Origin of the sequence: Azospirillum sp. B506 (assembly GCF_000333595.1) — a bacterium.
In the GTDB taxonomy this organism is placed as follows: domain Bacteria; phylum Pseudomonadota; class Alphaproteobacteria; order Azospirillales; family Azospirillaceae; genus Azospirillum.
This window is the reverse complement of sequence record NZ_BADK01000187.1, coordinates 1-17,834: the sequence shown is the minus strand read 5'-3', so window position 1 is coordinate 17,834 and position 17,834 is coordinate 1. Positions and strand designations below refer to the sequence as shown.

General features: G+C 69.0%; 9 protein-coding genes. 7 read left to right on the top strand and 2 right to left on the bottom strand.

Going from position 1 to position 17,834, the window contains the following annotated elements:
- Positions 1–3,225, bottom strand: a 3,225-nt coding sequence (locus tag I71_RS06395) for a calcium-binding protein (RefSeq protein ID WP_148294165.1), incomplete at its 3' end; no start/stop codon positions are given.
- Between the two features lie 731 nt (positions 3,226–3,956).
- Between I71_RS06395 and I71_RS06390 the strand changes: the two genes are divergently transcribed.
- From I71_RS06390 to I71_RS06370, 5 genes are all read left to right on the top strand, one after another.
- Positions 3,957–6,173, top strand: coding sequence for a tetratricopeptide repeat protein (locus I71_RS06390; RefSeq protein WP_042692568.1), 2,217 nt, complete (start codon positions 3,957–3,959; stop codon positions 6,171–6,173).
- Between the two features lie 67 nt (positions 6,174–6,240).
- Positions 6,241–9,237: a class I SAM-dependent methyltransferase gene (locus I71_RS06385; RefSeq protein WP_042692564.1), complete on the top strand. Its 2,997-nt coding sequence runs from the start codon at positions 6,241–6,243 to the stop codon at positions 9,235–9,237.
- A gap of 253 nt (positions 9,238–9,490) precedes the next feature.
- On the top strand, positions 9,491–10,174 hold the full coding sequence (locus tag I71_RS06380; protein WP_148294164.1) for an exostosin family protein: 684 nt from the start codon (positions 9,491–9,493) through the stop codon (positions 10,172–10,174).
- A gap of 80 nt (positions 10,175–10,254) precedes the next feature.
- Positions 10,255–11,295, top strand: coding sequence for a hypothetical protein (locus tag I71_RS06375; protein WP_042692556.1), 1,041 nt, complete (start codon positions 10,255–10,257; stop codon positions 11,293–11,295).
- An 11-nt stretch (positions 11,296–11,306) separates the two neighbouring features.
- Positions 11,307–13,292 carry a glycosyltransferase gene (locus tag I71_RS06370; protein WP_159107351.1) on the top strand — a complete coding sequence of 662 codons (1,986 nt, stop codon included), beginning with the start codon at positions 11,307–11,309 and terminating at the stop codon, positions 13,290–13,292.
- Positions 13,293–13,327: 35 nt separating this feature from the next.
- On the opposite strand, the gene I71_RS06365 is transcribed toward I71_RS06370, so the two are convergent.
- Positions 13,328–14,140, bottom strand: a complete 813-nt coding sequence (locus tag I71_RS06365) for an FkbM family methyltransferase (RefSeq protein WP_049975958.1) — start codon at positions 14,138–14,140, stop codon at positions 13,328–13,330.
- Between the two features lie 257 nt (positions 14,141–14,397).
- Between I71_RS06365 and asnB the strand changes: the two genes are divergently transcribed.
- On the top strand, positions 14,398–16,308 hold the full coding sequence (gene asnB / locus I71_RS06360; protein ID WP_042692549.1) for an asparagine synthase (glutamine-hydrolyzing): 1,911 nt from the start codon (positions 14,398–14,400) through the stop codon (positions 16,306–16,308).
- Positions 16,305–17,834: hypothetical protein (locus I71_RS06355; RefSeq protein ID WP_042692545.1), on the top strand; the 1,530-nt coding region annotated here is incomplete at its 3' end. The genes asnB and I71_RS06355, both read left to right, overlap by 4 nt.

The window sequence follows — 17,834 nt, the reverse complement described above, 5'->3', positions numbered from 1 at the left end:
GATCAGCGTCTCGATGCCGCGCAGCAGCAGCGTGTTGCCGGAGGTGCCGAAGGTCACGACGTCCGTGCCGACGCCGCCGATCAGGGTGTCAATGCCCGACACCGAGACCGTCGACCCGGCCGTGCCGAGGAACACAAGTTCCAGACCCGTGCCGCCGACGATCGTCTCAAGACCGCTGGCAAGCAGCGTGCCGCCAGCCGAACCGATCGTGATCACGTCGGTGCCGATGCCACCGGTCAGCGTCTCCAGCCCCGAAATCAGGACCGTGTTGCCGGCCGTGCCCAGCGTGATGGCGTCGGTACCAGCACCGCCAGCCAGCGTCTCGATGCCCGAGACCACCATGGTGGTGCCGGTATCGCCGATGGTGATGACGTCGGTGCCGACATCGCCCGTCAGGCTCTCCAGACCACGGACCGTGGTGGTGCTGCCCGCCGAGCCCAGGGTGACGACGTCGGTGCCCGCACCGCCGATCAGGAACTCCAGGGCGACCGTCTGGAAGGTGTTGCCAGCCGAGCCGAGGAAGACCAGGTCGCTGCCCGCGCCGCCCTGCAGGAACTCGATGCCCGAGGTCAGCAAGGTGTTGCCGGAGGTGCCCAGGATGATGGCATCGACCGCCGTGCTACCGGTCAGGGTCTCCAGACCCGAAACCAGCAGGGTGGCGCCTGTGGTGCCGATGGTGATGGCGTCGGTCGCCGCACCGCCGGTGATCGTCTCCAGCAGGCTGACAATGAGGGTGTTGCCACCCAGGCCCAGGGTGACGATGTCGGTGCCCACGCCACCGGTCAGGGTCTCCAGACCCGAAACCAGGATCGTGTTGCCGGCCGTACCCAGCGTGACGGTGTCGGTGGCGGTGCCGCCGGTCAGCGTCTCGATGCCGTTGACGGTCAGCGTGTTCGCCGTATTGCCCAGCGTGATGACGTCGGTGGTCGTGCTGCCGGTCAGCGTCTCGATGCCGCGCAGCAGCACCGTGTTGCCGGCCGTGCCCAGCGTCACGATGTCGGTGCCGACACCGCCGACCAGGATCTCGACGCCCGACACCAGCAGGGTGTTGCCCGCGGTGCCCAGCGTGACGACGTCGGTGGACGCGCCGCCGGTGATCGTCTCCAGCAGGCTGGTGAGGATGGTGTTGCCGGCCGCCCCGAGGGTGACGACGTCGGTGCCGATGCCGCCGGTCAGCGTCTCGACCAGGGTGACCAGCAGGGTGTTGCCCGCGGTGCCCAGCGTGACGATGTCGGTGGAGGCGCCACCGGTCAGGGTCTCGATGCCGCCGACGGTCAGCGTGTTCGCCGTGTCGCCCAGGGTGACGACGTCGGTGCCGACGTTGCCGGTCAGCGTCTCGATGCCGCGCAGGAGCACCGTGTTGCCGGCCGTGCCCAGGGTCACGATGTCGGTACCGACACCGCCGACCAGGATCTCGAGGCCGGAGACCAGGATGGTGCTGCCCGCCGAGCCCAGGGTGACGATGTCGGTGCCGACGCCGCCGCTCAGCGTGTCGAGCAGCGAAGCCAGCATGGTGTTGCCGGTCGTGCCAAGGGTGACGACATCGGTGGCGGTGCCGCCGGTCAGGGTCTCGATGGCATTGACCAGCAGGGTGTTGCCGGCCGAGCCCAGGGTCACGACGTCGGTGGCAACGGTACCGGTCAGGGTCTCGAGCGCGCCGACCGTGACGGTGCTGCCGCCGGAGCCCAGCGTCACGACGTCGGTGGCGGTGCCGCCGATCACGGTCTCGATGGCATTGACCAGCAGGGTGCTGCCGGCCGTGCCCAGGGTGACAAAGTCGGTGGCCGCGGTACCGGTCAGGGTCTCGATCAGGCCGACCGTGATGGTGCTGCCGCCGGCCGCCAGGGTGATGATGTCGGTGCCGACGCCGCCGGTCAGGGTCTCGATCCCAGCGACCAGCAGGCTGCCGCCGGCCGTGCCCAGGGTGACGACATCGGTGCCGACGCCGCCGGTCAGGGTCTCGATGATATTGACCAGCAGGGTGTTGCCGGCCGTGCCCAGGGTGATGATGTCGGTGCCGACGCTGCCGGACAGGGTTTCGATCCCACCGACCAGCATGGTGTTGCCGGTCGTGCCCAGGGTGACAACGTCAGTGGCCGTGCCGCCGGTCAGGGTCTCGATGGCATTGACCAGCAGGGTGTTGCCGGCCGAGCCCAGGGTGACGACGTCGGTGGCAACGGTACCGGTCAGGGTCTCGATCAGGCTGACCGTGATGGTGCTGCCGCCGGTGCCCAGCGTCACGACGTCGGTGCCGACGCCGCCGGTCAGGGCCTCGATCCCGTTGACCAGCAGGGTGCTGCCGGCCGTGCCCAGCGTCACGACGTCGGTGGTCGCGCTGCCGGTCAGGGTCTCGATCAGGCCGACCGTGATGGTGCTGCCGCCGGCCACCAGGGTGATGATGTCGGTGCCGACGCCGCCGATCAGGGTCTCGATCCCACCGACCAGCAGGCTGCCGCCGGCCGTGCCCAGGGTGACGACATCGGTGCCGACGCCGCCGGTCAGGGTCTCGATGAGATTGACCAGCAGGGTGTTGCCGGCCGTGCCTAGGGTGATGATGTCGGTGCCAACGCTGCCGGACAGGGTTTCGATCCCACCGACCAGCATGGTGTTGCCGGCCGTGCCCAGGGTGACAACGTCAGTGGTCGTGCCGCCGGTCAGGGTCTCGATGGCATTGACCAGCAGGGTGTTGCCGGCCGAGCCCAGGGTGATGATGTCGGTGCCGACGCCGCCGATCAGGGTTTCGATCCCACCGACCAGCATGGTGTTGCCGGCCGTGCCCAGGGTGACAACGTCGGTGCCGGCGCCGCCGGTCAGGGCCTCGATCCCGTTGACCAGCAGGGTGTTGCCGGCCGTGCCCAGGGTGACAATGTCAGTGGTCGTGCCGCCGGTCACGGTCTCCAGCGCGGAAACCAGGACGGTGCTGCCGGCCGAGCCCAGGGTCACGACGTCGGTGCCCACACCGCCGGTGATCGTCTCAAGCAGGGTCACCAGCATGGTGGAGCCGGACGTGCCGATCGTGATCACGTCGGTGCCCACACCGCCGGTGATCGTCTCAAGCAGGGTCACCAGCATGGTGGAGCCGGACGTGCCGATCGAGACCACGTCGGTGGTGGTGCTGCCCACCAGGGTCTCCAGCAGCGAAACCTGGAGGGTAGAACCGGAAGTCAAGGTGATGAAATCGGTGCCGGTGCTGCCGATCAGGGTCTCAAGCGTCGAAATCGACACCGTGTTACCGGCCGTTCCGAGCGTGATAACATCGGTACCAACGTTACCGATAATTGCGGAGTAATGCCCCAATGTTAGGGTTGAACCCGTAGTTAGGCCTACGGTGTAGGGTCCAGCCATTAGTAATCCCCTTCAGGTTTGGTTCGCCGGCGGATGAACCATTCTAAGGTGTGCGCCACACTGGATGCAGGCAGACAGACTCAGTCCTAGCGCGAACTAACACACCATGCCCTTGTTATCCGAAGGACTGCGCCCATGGCAATCCGTTTCTACCGAAGTGGGTAGGCCGAAGTGGCCGGTCTTGTGACGCTCTGCGGACCCATTATCCTGAACGACAGAGCGCCATTCGCCCAAGTCTTTGCAATGGCTTGCGAAATGCCGGGTATGGCGAAACCGCCACAGGACGCATGAAGTTGGCGGTCCCCACTGCCCTGTCGGCGTCCAGGCCGGAGCGTGATCGCGGGAAGGAGGGAAGCCGTCTCGAATCGAGTGTACAGAGATGAAGACTTGCGCGAATTACACAACTTCGTTGCCGATCTGCTGCCAAGCTCTGGCTTCGATGAAGACAGCCCCGTTGTTACAAGTTGATAACACGGGCTGTATTTCGTTTGTCGCAGCCGAGAGGATGCGCTTGGAGAATTCGGGAACACCCGCTATTCCCTTGCGGCGACAGGCTCCGCCGGACAGCCACCACACGAAGAAACCCAAGGGCCAGGGACGACCGATCGAGCATGGCGACCATTCAGGACGCGCTCGCCGCAGCAGTGCGGCATCATCAAAGCGGCAATCTGGCCGCGGCAGCGCGGATCTACCGCCGTATTCTGGAGATCGTGCCCGAGCAGGCCGACGCGCTGCATCTGCTGGGGCTGGTCGCCCGACGCGCCGGGCAGGGCGGTGCGGCACTCCGCCTGATGATCCGCGCCCTGCGGATCGATCCCGCCATAGCGGAAGCACGGCTCAATCTGGGCAACCTGCTGCGCGACCAGGGGCATGCGGCCGGGGCGGCGGCGGCGTACCGCAACGCCATCGCATTGCGCCCCGACTTCACCGCCGCCTATGAGAATGCGGGCGGTCTGCTGCGCGGGCTGTCACGCCCCGACGATGCCAGGGACGCCTATCGCCGGGCGGTCCGCCTCGCCCCTGCCGGGGTGGAGGGTCATGCGGGGCTGGCCAATGTCCTGCAGGAAGGCGACGACCTGCCGGATGCCGTCGCCTCCTATGCCCGCGCCATCGCCATCGACCCGGCCCACATGGCCGTCTGCAACAACCTGGGCATCGCGCTGCGCTCGCTGGACAAGACGGGGGACGGGGCGAAGGCGGCCGCGGCGTGGCATCGCCGCGCCGTGGCGCTCGACCCCTATTTCGCGGCCGGCTACAGCAGCCTCGGCCTGGCATTGCAGGAGCTGGGACAGCTGGAGGACGCGGCCCATGCCCATGCCCGCGCCGTCGCCATCGATCCGGGATTCGCCGGCGGCTATGCCAACCACGGCAACGCCCGGCTGAATCAGAACCGGCTGGACGAGGCTGTCACCGGCTTCCGCCGCGCCGTCGCCGTCGACCCCGCCGGTCCGGATGCCCGCCGCAACCTGGGCATGGCCCTGCTGGTCGGCGGCCGGTTCGAGGAGGGCTGGCGCGCGTATGAATGGCGGCTGCACTGCAAGGATGCGCCCACCCAGGCCGCCATGCCCAAGCCGCGCTGGACGGGAGAACCGCCGGACGGGCGCCGCATCCTGCTGCATGGCGAACAGGGGCTGGGCGACAGCCTGCAATTCTGCCGCTATGTCCCCCTGGTGGCGGCGCGGGGCGGCCGGGTGATCCTGGGGGTGCCGGCCGCGCTGAAACGGGTGCTGGCCGGCCTCCCCGGCGTGGAGCGCATCGTCAGCGGCCAGCTTGGCACCGACGATTTCGACCTGCACCTGCCGATGTTGAGCCTGGGCGAAGTGTTCGGCACCCAGATGGACACCATTCCGTCCCGTGTTCCCTACCTGTCGGCGGAGCCGGAGCTGGTGGCGCGCTGGGGCGAGCGGCTGACGGCTCCGGCACAAGGCGGGGGCGGGGCCGGGGGCGGGGGCGGACTGAAGGTGGGCATCGTCTGGGCCGGATCGCCCACCCACGGCAACGACCGGAACCGCTCCATCGGGCTGGCCCCCTTCGCCCGGCTGGCCGCGATCCCCGGCGTCACCCTGGTCTCCATCCAGAAGGGGCCGACCGAAGGCCAGGCGGAAAACCCGCCCGGCGGCTTCCCGCTGCTGAACCTGTCCCCGGAAATCAAGGATTTCGCCGACACAGCCGCCATCATGGCAAACCTCGATCTGGTGGTCTGCGTCGACACATCCGTCGCCCATCTCGCCGGCGCGCTCGGCGTGCCGGTCTGGGTCCTCGTCCCCTTCGCCCCAGACTGGCGATGGATGCTCGACCGAGACGACAGCCCCTGGTACCCGACCATGCGCCTCTTCCGGCAGTCCAGGCCACAGCACTGGGACGACACCCTCGACAGCCTCGAACGCGCGCTCCGCAAACGCGCCGCGTCCTCCCTCCCCCTCAGAAGCGGAGCTTCCGACATGCCGATCCTGGCGCCCGTCTCCTGGGGCGAACTGCTGGACAAGATCACCATCCTCGACATCAAGACGGAGCGCATCGCCGATGCCGACAAGCTGGCGAATGTCCGGCGCGAGCGCGAGGCGCTGCTCGCCGTGGCGGCGCAGGCCGACACCGGGCGTCCGGAGGTCGCCGTGCTGATCGACGGGCTGCGCGCGGTCAACACCACCCTGTGGGAGGTCGAGGACGAGATCCGCGACTGCGAGCGTGCCAAGGATTTCGGCCCGCGCTTCGTCGAGCTGGCCCGGCAGGTCTACCGCACCAATGACCGCCGGGCCGCGCTGAAGCGCGACCTGAACCGGCTGCTCGGCTCCGAACTGGTCGAGGAAAAATCCTATCAGGCCTATTGAGGCCCCTTCCCTGTCTTCCCTGGCCCCTGTCTTCCCTGGCCCCCTTCCAGCCCAAAGGTCCAGCTTCATGACCACCGACAGCGCAATCGGGACCGCCGGCCTTCCGACCGGCCAGAGCGGTCCTGACCATCAGGCCGCCGCCCATCGTCTGGCGCAGATGCTGGAACTGTGCCGGTCCGGCCGGCCGGAGGAGGCGGAGGGGCCGTACCGCGAACTGTGCGGCACCCCGCCACAGGATCCGGCGGCGTTGCTGTCGCTGGCCGAAGCCGCCCGCGTCCTGGGCCGACCGGCCGACAGCGTGGCCTGGGCCGAAGCGGCGGTGCGCCGGCAGCCGGACAGGGCGGAGGGCTGGAGCGTGCTCGCCCTGGCCTTCATCGCCGCCGGCCGCGTCGACGACGGCTATGCCGCAGCCGCCGAGGCGCTGCGGCGGGCAGGCGGTGAAGCGGCCGGCGGGGCGACCGCGGTCCAGGCCCACCGGGCGCAGGCGCTCGCCCGGCTGCGCCGCGGCCAGCTGGCCGAAGCGGCGTCGGCCTGCGACACGGCCCTGCGCCTTGCCGACGGCCCAGCCCAGCCGCAGCCGGCCCAGCCGATGCGTCAGGCGCAGGCCGAGGCGCTGGGCACCCTGGCGCTGGTCCGCATGCTGGAGGGTCGCGTCGAGGAGGCCGAGGCGCTGTTCCGCCGCGCGCTCTCCCACCGGCCCGTCCTGCCGGAAATCCTCGGCAACCATGCGTCGCTGCTGGCCCGGCTGGGCCGCGTCGAGGAGGCGCTGGAACAGGCCGAGCAGGCGGTGGCGCTGCGCCCGCGGCTGGTGGGAACGCTGCATCTGATCGGCACCCTGCACCACCGGACCGGCCAGCTGGAATCGGCGATCGCCGCCTTCCACCGCGTGCTGGCGGTCGATCCCGGCCATCTCGATGCCCGGCTGCTGTTGGCCGACAGCCTGCGCGTCGCCGGCCATTGGGCGGAAGCCGTCACCGTCTGCCGCGACGGTCTGGCACTCATCGCCGATCCGGACGACAGGACCAGGACGGCGCTGCTGGCCAATCTGGGCACCGCCCTGCAGAGCGGCGGCGACACCGCAGGCGCACTGGAGGCCTATGGCGCCGCGCTGCGCCTCACCCCCGACTTGCCGGAGGTCCACAACAACCTCGCCCGCCTGCACCAGGAGACCGGCAATCCCGACGACGCCATCGAGGAGCTGCGCCGCGCCGCCGCCGGCCGGCCGCTTCCCCTGCCGCTGCGCCGGACCCTGCTGTCGCTGCTGATCGCCGCCGGCCGCACCGCCGAAGCGGAGGCGGAGGCGTTCGGCATCGCCCGCACGGCTCCGGAGGATGCCGAGCTGTGCTTCGGCATCGCCGCGCTGTTCCTGCAGGGCGGCTGGCGCGACCAGGCCCTGCCCTATGTGCGCAAGGCGATCCGCCTCGCCCCCGACATGCCGCGCAACTGGATCGCCTTCGCCGAAACCTTGCGCGATGCCGCCCCGCCCGCCGCCGGCGAGGGGGCGGATGAGGACCTGCGCGCCGACCTGCTGACGGCACTCGGTCGGCCGGAGGTGGAAAGCGCCGGCCTGTCCCGTGCCATCGCCGGCGTGCTGATGGCATCGCCCATCCTCAAGGCCCTCGCCGCTCCGGAGGCGGGGCCCGAGGATGGAGAGCGGGCGCTGGACGGGAAAAGCCTGGCGCTGCTGGCCGACGGCTCGCTCGCCGGGCTGGCGGAGGATGCGCTGCTGCTGGCCCATCTGCGCGCCGCCCCGGTCTGCGATCCCGGGCTGGAACGGGCGCTGACCCGGCTGCGCCGGGTGCTGATGCTGGCGCTGACCGGCCCCGGCCTGCCCGACCGGCCGTCCTGGCGCACCCTGTGCGCCGCCATCGCCGAGCAGTGCTTCCTCAACGAATATGTCTTCGCCGAGACCGACGGCGAGTTCCAGGTGCTGGCGGTGCTGGTCCGCGCGGCGGAGGCGGCGCTGGCGCGCGGCGAGCAGCCGCCGGCGGTTCTGGTCGCCCTGCTCGGCGCCTACCGGCCGCTCTACCGTTGGGAGCGGGCGGCCGCCCTGCAGACCCTGTCCTGGCCCGAGGAGATCGTCCGGCTGCTGAACCGCCAGGTCGCCGAACCGCTGGCCGAGGCGGCGATCCAGGCGGAGCTGCCGGCACTGACCCCGATCAGCCACCCGGTGTCGGTCGGTGTGCGCGCCCAGTACGAGGAGAACCCCTATCCGCGCTGGATGACCACCGGGCTGCTGCCGGAGCCGCTGCCGCTGCCCCGTTTCCTGCACGCGCTCTTCCCGCATGCAGCCCTGCCCGCCTCTCCCGCCTGGAACGCGCCGGGCTGGGAGGCGCCGGAGGTGCTGGTCGCCGGCTGCGGCACCGGCCGGGAGGCGGTGTGGGCCGCCTCCACCTTGAAGAATGCGCGGGTGCTGGCGGTCGACCTCAGCCGCCGCAGCCTCGCCTACGCCACCCGCCAGAGCCGGCGCCTGGGCCTGAAGACCATCGAGTTCGCCCAGGCCGACCTGCTGGAGCTGGGGGCGCTGGGCCGCCGCTTCGACGTGATCCACAGCGTCGGCGTCCTGCATCACATGGAAGACCCGATGGCGGGCCTGCGCGTGCTGCGCGGGATGATGCGCCCGCATGGCGTGATGGAGATCGGGGTCTACAGCGCGACCGCCCGCCGCCCCATCCTGGCCGCCCGCCAGTTCATCGCCGAGCGCGGCCACCCGCCGACCCTGGACGGCATCCGCCATGTCCGCCGCGACATCCTGTCCCTGCCGGAGGGCCATCCGGCGCGGGCCGTCATCCGGTCCCCCGATTTCTACGGCACCAGCGCCTGCCGCGACCTGCTGATGCATGTCCACGAGTTGCACGTCACCCTGCCCTGGCTGGCCGACGCGCTTGCCGCGCTGAAGCTGGAGTTCCTGGGCTTCCGGCTGGCCGATCCGGCGGTGGCGGCCCTCTACCGCAAGCGCTTCCCCGAGGATCCGGCGATGACCTCGCTGGCCCGCTGGGACCGGCTGGAGGCGGAGCATCCGATGATCTTCGGCGGGCTGTACCAGGCCTGGGTGCGCGGATGACCGCCCTCCGGCCTTGACCGTTCGCCAGGATGAGACCGATCGCGTCCAGAGTCGGATCTGTTTTATATCATTTTAGGGAAAAACTTGCGTCATGGATCAAGAAATCGGCCTTCTGCGGTACAATTCGCCCCCCCTCCTGTGCGATCACATCCTGGATGGTACAAAGGAATATTATGAGCAATTCGGGGTCCTGCCTCTCCACTCGAACCCGCCTTTCCGTCCTCACGAGGTGATGGCCGGGGATGCCGTCTTCGTGAAGACAGATCTTCTGCCTTTCTTCGAGAGCCATGTTCTGCCCCTGATCGGCAACCCCTTCGTTCTGGTCACCGGCGTGAGCGACATCACTCCGGATGCCCACCGCCATCTGCTCGACGACCCGAGGGTGCGGGAATGGTGGGGCTGCAACCTGCCGAAATGGTCATCGTCCGTTCACCAGCTTCCGATCGGATTTGCCGAGAAGCAGCGGCCCTATGGCCGGCAATCCCTCATTCTCGACCATGCCGGCGGATTGCCCTGGAACGATCGCCCCATCGAGATTCTCTGCACCTTCCTGTCCAAGACATCGGTGGACAGAAACCAGCTTCCCCAGGATGGCGTGTTCATCTGCGAGAGCCGGATGGATTACCGGTATTATCTGGCGCTGATGGGACTGTCGAAGTTCGTTCTCTGCCCGCGGGGCAACGGGGTGGACACGATGCGCGTGTGGGAAAGCCTGGCAATGGGGGCCATTCCGATCGTCACGTCGAGCATCCTGGATCCGCTGTACGAGAAGTGCGGATGCGTCGTGATTCCCGACTGGTCGCAGATACGCAGCGCCACGGAAATCCGGGATGGCGAAGACAGGCGGCAGAGGACGGTGGACTCATTCGCCAGACGCGACGGCATCCTGTTCCTGTCCCATTGGCGCGACAGGATGAAGACGCCGAAGACCCCTTGATGAAAACCCCTTGATTCCGTGTCCTTCCCGCCCTCCCACCGACCGAAGCGATACGCCTTGCAGACCCACGGAGATGTTTGATGCTTCACTTTTTCTGGTCACCATACATCTTCAGGGAAGAGTCCTATAACAAGTACGAAGCGAACAACGCCGAGATCTGCAAGTACGCGCGACGGGTTCTTGGGAAACACACTGACATCCATCTGGAAAGCTTTACCGCGTCCAGGGTGACCCGCAATCCGTCCGACATCCTGCTTGGCCACACCACCTTCGATCCGGCCGGCGGGGTGAGCGACGATTGGGTCCGCGACAACGCGCTGTCGCCGGGCGAACCGTGCCATCCCAACACCTACATCATGGTCCCGATCCTGCCGGTGCAGATCGCGGAGCACAAGAAATGGTCCCCCTTCGTCGACAGCCAGTTCGACGCCGCCCGGCTGATCTTCGGCATCTGCGGCGAGTACTGGTACGAGCAGATCCAGGCGATGCCGGTCGACACGCCGATCGGCCGGATCAAGCACAAGATCGTCCGCATCGACATGGGGTGCGAAGCGCGCCTGTTCGGAACGCCCCGCCGCTACAGCCCGGAAAGCATGAACGGCCTGCTCCATCTGAGCGACCTCCAGCCGCACAAGGGGTTCGACCTGCTGCTCGACAGCATCGACCCCGCCCGGATGCGGCTGCATCTGGGCAGCGGCAGCCTGCGCAACCACCCCAACCAGCGGGTCCGCATCCGCGACAAGGAGGTCGTCTCGCTGGGCTGGATGGACAACAGCAATCCGCAGGTGGACCGCTTCGTCAAGGAACAGTGCGCCTTCTACATCCACACCAGTTCCCTGGACGCGCAGGCCACCGCGATCCTGGAGAACTGCGCGCGCGGGCTGGTACCCATCGTCACCCCGGAAAGCGGCTTCCGCTCCCCCCACGCGATCTACCTGACCCAGGACACCGCCAGGAACCGTGAGATCATCCTCGCGGCGATGGCGATGAGCCCGGCGGAATACGAGGCGCGCAGCGCCGGCGTGGTCGAACAGGTCCGGACGAACCACTCCTGGGAAACCGTCTTCGGCACTGTATGGGAGACCGTCCAGGCCGACATGCGGCAACGGCATACGGCGTGAGCGGCCCGACGATGACAACACTCCCCACCAGTTCCTGCCGGCTGTGCGGCGGCAACGCGATCCGCGTGTTCGAGACGACGCTTCTCGGCCGTCACCAGGTCGGCTACTGGGAATGCACCCAGTGCGGCTCCCTGCAGACCGATCCGCCCCATTGGCTGGACGATGCCTATACGCCGGACTGCATGATGCAGGACGTCGGCATCGTCCAGCGCAGCATCCTGCTGTCGCTCACGGTCCCGCCCCTGCTGGAACAGCTGGGTGTCGGGGCGGGAACCCCCTGCCTGGACTGGGGCGGAGGCAACGGCCTGTTCACCCGCATGATGCGGGACCGCGGCTTCGCCTTCTTCCTGCACGACAAATATGTCGACAATCACTATGCGCTGGGGTTCGCGCGCAAGGACACGGCGACGTCCGTCTTTCCGGTCACCACGGCGTTCGAGGTGCTGGAGCATCTGCCGAATCCAGCCGAGGATCTTGACGGCATCTTCGCTGCGGACTCCGACATCGTCATCACCACGACCCAGCTTTATCGCGGGGAAGGGCCGGACTGGTTCTACCTGTCACCCGACAATGGCCAGCACGTCTTTTTCTACTCGCTGCGCGCACTCGACATGGTGGCCCAACGCTACGGCATGCGGCTGCACAGCAACGGCCTGACCCATGTCTTCTATCGGGAACACCCCAGGCATCTGCGCTATTCGCCGGACCAGGCCCATGCACTGGGCAAGGCGCTCGCCGATCAGGGGGGAACGCTGGAGAGCGGCCTTCGCAGCTTGCAGCGCCATGTCCGGCAGTCGCCCTACCAGCATGTCGCAGCCGACGCGCAGGCCGTGCTGGAGCGTTTGCGCGCCGCCCGTCCGGTCTCCGCTCCCCCCCCTGGCAGCCAACAGCGCCTGCATTTCCAGATCCGCCGCAGCCCGGCCAAGCCGCGGGTGATGATCGATTCCGTCTTCTTCCAGCTTCAACGGACCGGCATCGCCCGCGTCTGGCACAGCCTGCTGAAGGAGTGGAGCGGCACCGGCTTCGCCGAGCGCCTGCTGGTGCTCGACCGCAACGGCTGGGCGCCGCGGGTGCCGGGCATCGAGTACCGGATGATCGAGCCGCATGATTATGCCGACCCGCAGCGCCAGCGGCGGCTGATCGAGCAGTGCGGCCAGGAGGAGAAGGCCGGGGTCTTCATCTCCACCTATTACACCGTGCCGCTCACCATCCCGTCGGTGATGATGGTGTATGACATGATCCCCGAAATGCTGAACATGAACCTGGCGCAGCCGATGTGGGCCGAGAAGCGGGCCGCCATCGCCTATGCCCGGCGCTACATCTGCATTTCCGAAAGCACCCGCGCCGATCTGGAGCGCCTGCATCCGGAAACCGCCGGGCGGACCAGCCTGGCCTATCCGGGGGTCGATCCCTCGTTCCGCGTGCTGCCGGAGGCCGACCGCCGGGCCTTGCTGGCCGAAGTGCGTTGCCCCAACGGCTTTTTCCTGCTGGTGGGCGGCCTGCACGAGCACAAGAACGGCGTGGCCCTGGCCCATGCCCTGGCACAGATGCCGCCGGAAGAACGCCTGCCCGTCCTGTGCTCCAGCCGCCATGCGTCGCCGGACCAGCTGAACGGCCTGCCGGACGGGGTCGAGGTCCGGCTGGTGCGGGCGGAGGACGAGGCGCTGGTCCGCCTGTACAATGCGGCGACCGCCCTGGTCTTCCCGTCCTTCTACGAAGGCTTCGGGCTGCCGCTGATCGAGGCGATGGCCTGCGGGTGCCCGGTCGTCGCCTCCGACCTGCCCGTGCTGCGCGAAGTCGGCGCCGAGGCGGTGCTCTACATCGATCCGCGGTCTCCAGGCAGCCTCATGCCCGCCCTGCGCGCCGTCCGCCGTCCCGAGACCCGCAACGCCCTGATCCAGGCCGGCTTCGACCGGAGCAGGCGCTACAGCTGGCAGGAAATGGCCGCCGCGGTCCGCGGGGTTCTGGAACAGGAGGCCGACCGGGCGGTGGCGTGAGCCGCCTCCCTATGAACCGCCTCGCGGCCACCACATCACTGCCACCAGGCGTGATCGTCGGTGATCTCCGGCTCGGGGATGTGGATGTCGCTGCCCGGCGGCAGGGCGACGAGGTTGATGGCGCCGACCCCGCCGAACAGGTCGGTGGGGTTGCCGGCGAAGTTGCCGGGATGGAACAGGCGGGCCGTGTGCCACCAGACCCGGTAGCCCATCGACCGGATCAGCCCGATCAGGGCGGGCGAGCGGTCGCGCCGGTCATTCTCCACATACAGCACCGGCCGGTGGCGCGCGATCAGTCCGCCGGCCCCGCGCAGCACCGCCACCTCCATGCCCTCCACGTCGGCCTTCAGCAGGCGGCAGGACGGCAGGTCCAGGCTGCTGTCCAGCGTCACCAGCGGAACCAGCTCGCCATACTCCCAGTCGCCGAGACCGAGGGCGCCAAAATTGTTGGAACAGGTTGGGTCGAGCGTCGGCACCCGGATGGCCCCGGCCTCGCTTCCCACCGCCATGCGCCGGGTCCGCACATTGGCAACGCCGTTCAGGGCCAGATTGGCGGAGAGCAGGTTGAACAGCATCTCCTGCGGCTCGAAGGCGACGACGGCGCCGGACGGCCCGACCATGCGGGCCAGCGGCAGGGTCTGGGCGCCGATGTTGGCCCCGACCTCGACCACGACATCTCCCGGACGCAAGACCGAGCGGAACAGGGCGACCTCATACTCGGCATATTCGCCGTAGAGGTCGAGCGAGCGGCCGACATAGCGGTCGTTGCGGTTGTACACCATCAGCCCGTGTCGGCACGGCCGCATGCGGTTGAAGCCGCCTTCCAAATCCACAGGTCCGCCGATCATCCGCCTCTTTCCCCGTCAAGCCCGATGTGAGCCGCGCCTCCCATGGCCGCGGCCGGTGGCACCTGCTGTAATCCAAAGCCGGAACCGGACGCCACGACTTTCCGCCCCATGCCCCCCTGGCCTTTCCCGGACATCGCCCATTGGCCCCCCGCTATCGGCACTCCCCGTCCGGCATTTCGCCATGGCACAGGGGCGGGCGAGGCGCTACACCTAGCCCCCGTCGCCACCCTCGGCAGTCTCTTCGGGAGAGCAGCCCCATGTGCGGTTTCGCCGGCTTCGCCGGACCCGGCGGCGAGCGCGACCTCGCCGCCATGACCAGCATCATCCGTCACCGCGGCCCCGACGATGACGGCGTCCATATCGACACCAGCGGCGCGCTGCCGGTGCATCTGGGCTTCCGCCGGCTCGCCATCATCGACATCGAGGGCGGCCACCAGCCGATGGCGACGGCCGACGGCGATCTGGTCATCGTCTACAACGGCGAGATCTACAACGCGCCGGAGCTGCGCCGCGCGCTGGAGCAGGCCGGCCACCGGTTCGTCACCGACCATTCCGACACCGAGGTGCTGCTGCACGGCTACCGGGAATGGGGCCTGGAGATGCTGGAGCGGCTGAACGGCATGTTCGCCTTCTGCCTCTACGACCGCCGCCGGGGCCGGCTGGTGATGGGGCGCGACCGTTTCGGCAAGAAGCCGCTGTTCTATGCCGAGACGGCGGACGGGCTGGTCTTCGCCTCCGAGGCCACGGCGGTTCTGTCGCACCCGTCGGTGCCGGACACGCTCGACCGCACCGCGCTCGTCAAGTATTTCGCCTATGGCTTCATCCCGGCGCCGCTGACCGCCCATGCCGCGGTGCGCAAGCTGCCGGGCGGCTGCAGCATGGTCTACGACCTGGCCAGCCGCCGCCTGTCGGTCAGCCGCTACTGGGAATACCGGATGGTGGTGGACGACCGGCCGCCGGGCGGCCCCGATGAGTGGGCGGAGGAGCTGCGCGAGCTGCTGGACCGCGCGGTGGAACGCCGCATGCTGAGCGACGTTCCGGTCGGATTCTTCCTGTCCGGCGGCATCGACAGCGCCGCCATCGTGGCGCTCGCGGCCCGGCACCGCGATCCGGCGTCGATGAAGACCTTCACCATCGGCTTCGACGAACCCAGCTTCGACGAGAGTGGCTATGCCGCCGACGCCGCGCGCCATTACGGCACCGACCATGCCTGCCGGACGCTGAACCTCGACACCGCGGCGGGGATGCTGCCGGAGCTGCTGGGCCGGCTGGACGACCCGATCGCCGACCCCTCGATCCTGCCGACGCATCTGCTGTCGCGCTTCGCCCGCGAACGGGTGACGGTGGCGCTGACCGGCGACGGCGGCGACGAGCTGTTCGCCGGCTACGACACCTTCGACGCGCTCAGGACGGCGCGGCTCTACCACCATGCCGTTCCCCGCCCGCTGCACCGGCTGGCGGAGGCGGTGGCCCACCGGCTGCCGCGCTCGGACCGCAACATGAGCTTCGACTTCAAGCTGCGCCGGGCGCTTCGCGGGCTGGGACACCGGCCGGCCCACTGGATGCCGGCCTGGCTGGGACCGGCGTCGGTGGAGGAGGTCTCGCGGCTGTTCGGCGCCGAGCTGACCGCCGACGAGCTGTATGACGAGGCGGACGCCCTGTGGCGCTCGGGGGCCAGCCGGCACGACGTCGACCGCTCCATCGAGTTCTACGGCCGATTCTATCTGGGCGAGAATTTGCTGATCAAGGCCGACCGCGCCAGCATGTTCTGTTCGCTGGAGACGCGCTCGCCCTTCCTCGACCGCGATCTGGTCGCCTTCGTCAGCCGCCTGCCGGCCGGCGTGAAGCTGCAGCCGAACGGTCTGATGGGCAGCACACGGAAATGGATCCTGAAGAAGGCGATGGCCCCGCTGCTGCCGCCGGCGATCCTGTCGCGGCCCAAGAAGGGCTTCGGCATCCCGCTCAGCCGCTGGCTGCGCCACCTGCCCCAGCCGCCGCTGGAGACGGCGGCGCGCATCGGGGTGGACGGCACCTGGCTGGCGGCGCGCTGGGACGAGCACCGCAGCGGGCAGGCCGACCACCGCGGCCTGCTGTGGGCCTGGACCGCGCTCGCCACCGCGCTGGACCGCCCGGCCCCGACCCCGGCACCGATGGAAAACGCCGCATGAGCCTAGACAGTCTGGATCGTCCGCTTTCCCGGACGCGCGGGGGAGCGGACAGGCACGATGCTGCCCGCTTCGATGTCCCCCCCAGCCGCGCTTCGTCGCCCGCCCATATCCTGGTCTGGCTGCTGCTGGGGCTGGGGGCGCTGATCGTCGCCTATCAGTTCGGCATGAACATGCATGCCAGCACCGGTCTGCCCTATTGGGACGACTGGGGCTATTTCTTCGGCACCGCCCAGGGCGTGCAGCAGCCGCTGACCTTGCAGTCGATCTTCGCCAAGGACAGCGACCATGTCGCCCCCTTCTTCAAGCTGCTGACCCATGGGCTGTGGCAGGCCATCGGCGTCGATTTCCTCGCCTTCCGGCTGGTCGGCTGGCTGGCTTTCGCGGCGATGCTGGCCTCCTACGCCCTGGTTCTGCTGCGCGACTGCGTGCGCTCGGCCTGGGACGGAGTGCCGGTGGCTGCGGCCGGGCTGTTCCTGACCGGCACGCTGAACAACGAGTATTTCTATTACCAGCACATGGGGCTGGCCCAGCCGATCTTCTTCACCTGCCTGTTCCTGTTCCTCCACACGCTGGCCCGCGGGCGTCTGGTGCTGGCAACGCTGTTCCTGCTGGCCTTCGGCTCGACCGGGGTGTTCGGCGCCAGCTATGCCCTTGGCGCTGCCGGGGCCGGGGCGGTGCTGGTCCTGCGCCAGGGCGGGAGCTGGCGGGAGCACCTGGATGGCAAGACATTGGTGGCGGTCGGCGGCGGGCTGCTGCTGACCGCGGCGATGCTGTGGATGACCTTCCACGGCTCCTACGCCAACCACACCGGCCAGCCGCTGGTGCTGCCCTGGCACAGCGGCTTCTGGGCCTTCCTGCTGGGCGCCTTCGCCACCGCCGCCGGCCTGCCGGTGGAGGCGGTGGGAGCGCCGCTGTCGCTGGCGGCGGGGGCGGCGGCCCTGGCGCTCTGCCTGATTCCGGCGGCGGGCCTGCTGCTGGGCCGCGCCGGGCGGGAGCACCGCAACGCCGCCTTCGCCATTTCCGGGCTGATCGCCGGGGCGGCGATCGTCACCATGACCACCGCGCTGGGCCGGGCCGGGCTGTGCGGCGAGGGCATCGCCAACGCCATGCGCTGCGGCACCATCCCACGCTACGCCTACCCGGTGCTGCTGGCCTTCCCCGCCGCGGTCGCCGGCTGGACATTGCTGGCCGGCCGCCGGACAGGGGTGGGAGCCGCTGCCGGTGTGGTGCTGACGGCGGCGCTCGCCATCGGCCATGGCGCCGGCACCGACGCCTTCTGGCGGCACTGGAGCGTCGCCGGCCTCAACCGCATGGTGGCGGAGCGCGACGCGGCGGCGGAACGCTGCATCGCAACCCATCTGCACGCCATCCGCAAGCCGGACGGGATGGACTGGAGCCAGCCGCTGGTCTGCCCCTCCGCCTCGCCACGCGACATCGCGCCCTTCCTCCAGGCCGCCTACGATCTGAAGGCCGGCTTCGTGCAGGCGATCCTGGCCGACGCCGCGAACCGGCCGGAGCGGGGACGC

Bases quoted from the DNA above. Each gene is read 5' to 3' on its own strand.
- I71_RS06385 (WP_042692564.1), top strand. From the start codon at position 6,241: ATGACCACCGACAGCGCAATCGGGACCGCCGGCCTTCCGACCGGCCAG.
- I71_RS06365 (WP_049975958.1), bottom strand. From the start codon at position 14,140: ATGATCGGCGGACCTGTGGATTTGGAAGGCGGCTTCAACCGCATGCGG.
- I71_RS06370 (WP_159107351.1), top strand. From the start codon at position 11,307: ATGACAACACTCCCCACCAGTTCCTGCCGGCTGTGCGGCGGCAACGCG.
- I71_RS06390 (WP_042692568.1), top strand. From the start codon at position 3,957: ATGGCGACCATTCAGGACGCGCTCGCCGCAGCAGTGCGGCATCATCAA.
- I71_RS06375 (WP_042692556.1), top strand. From the start codon at position 10,255: ATGCTTCACTTTTTCTGGTCACCATACATCTTCAGGGAAGAGTCCTAT.
- asnB (WP_042692549.1), top strand. From the start codon at position 14,398: ATGTGCGGTTTCGCCGGCTTCGCCGGACCCGGCGGCGAGCGCGACCTC.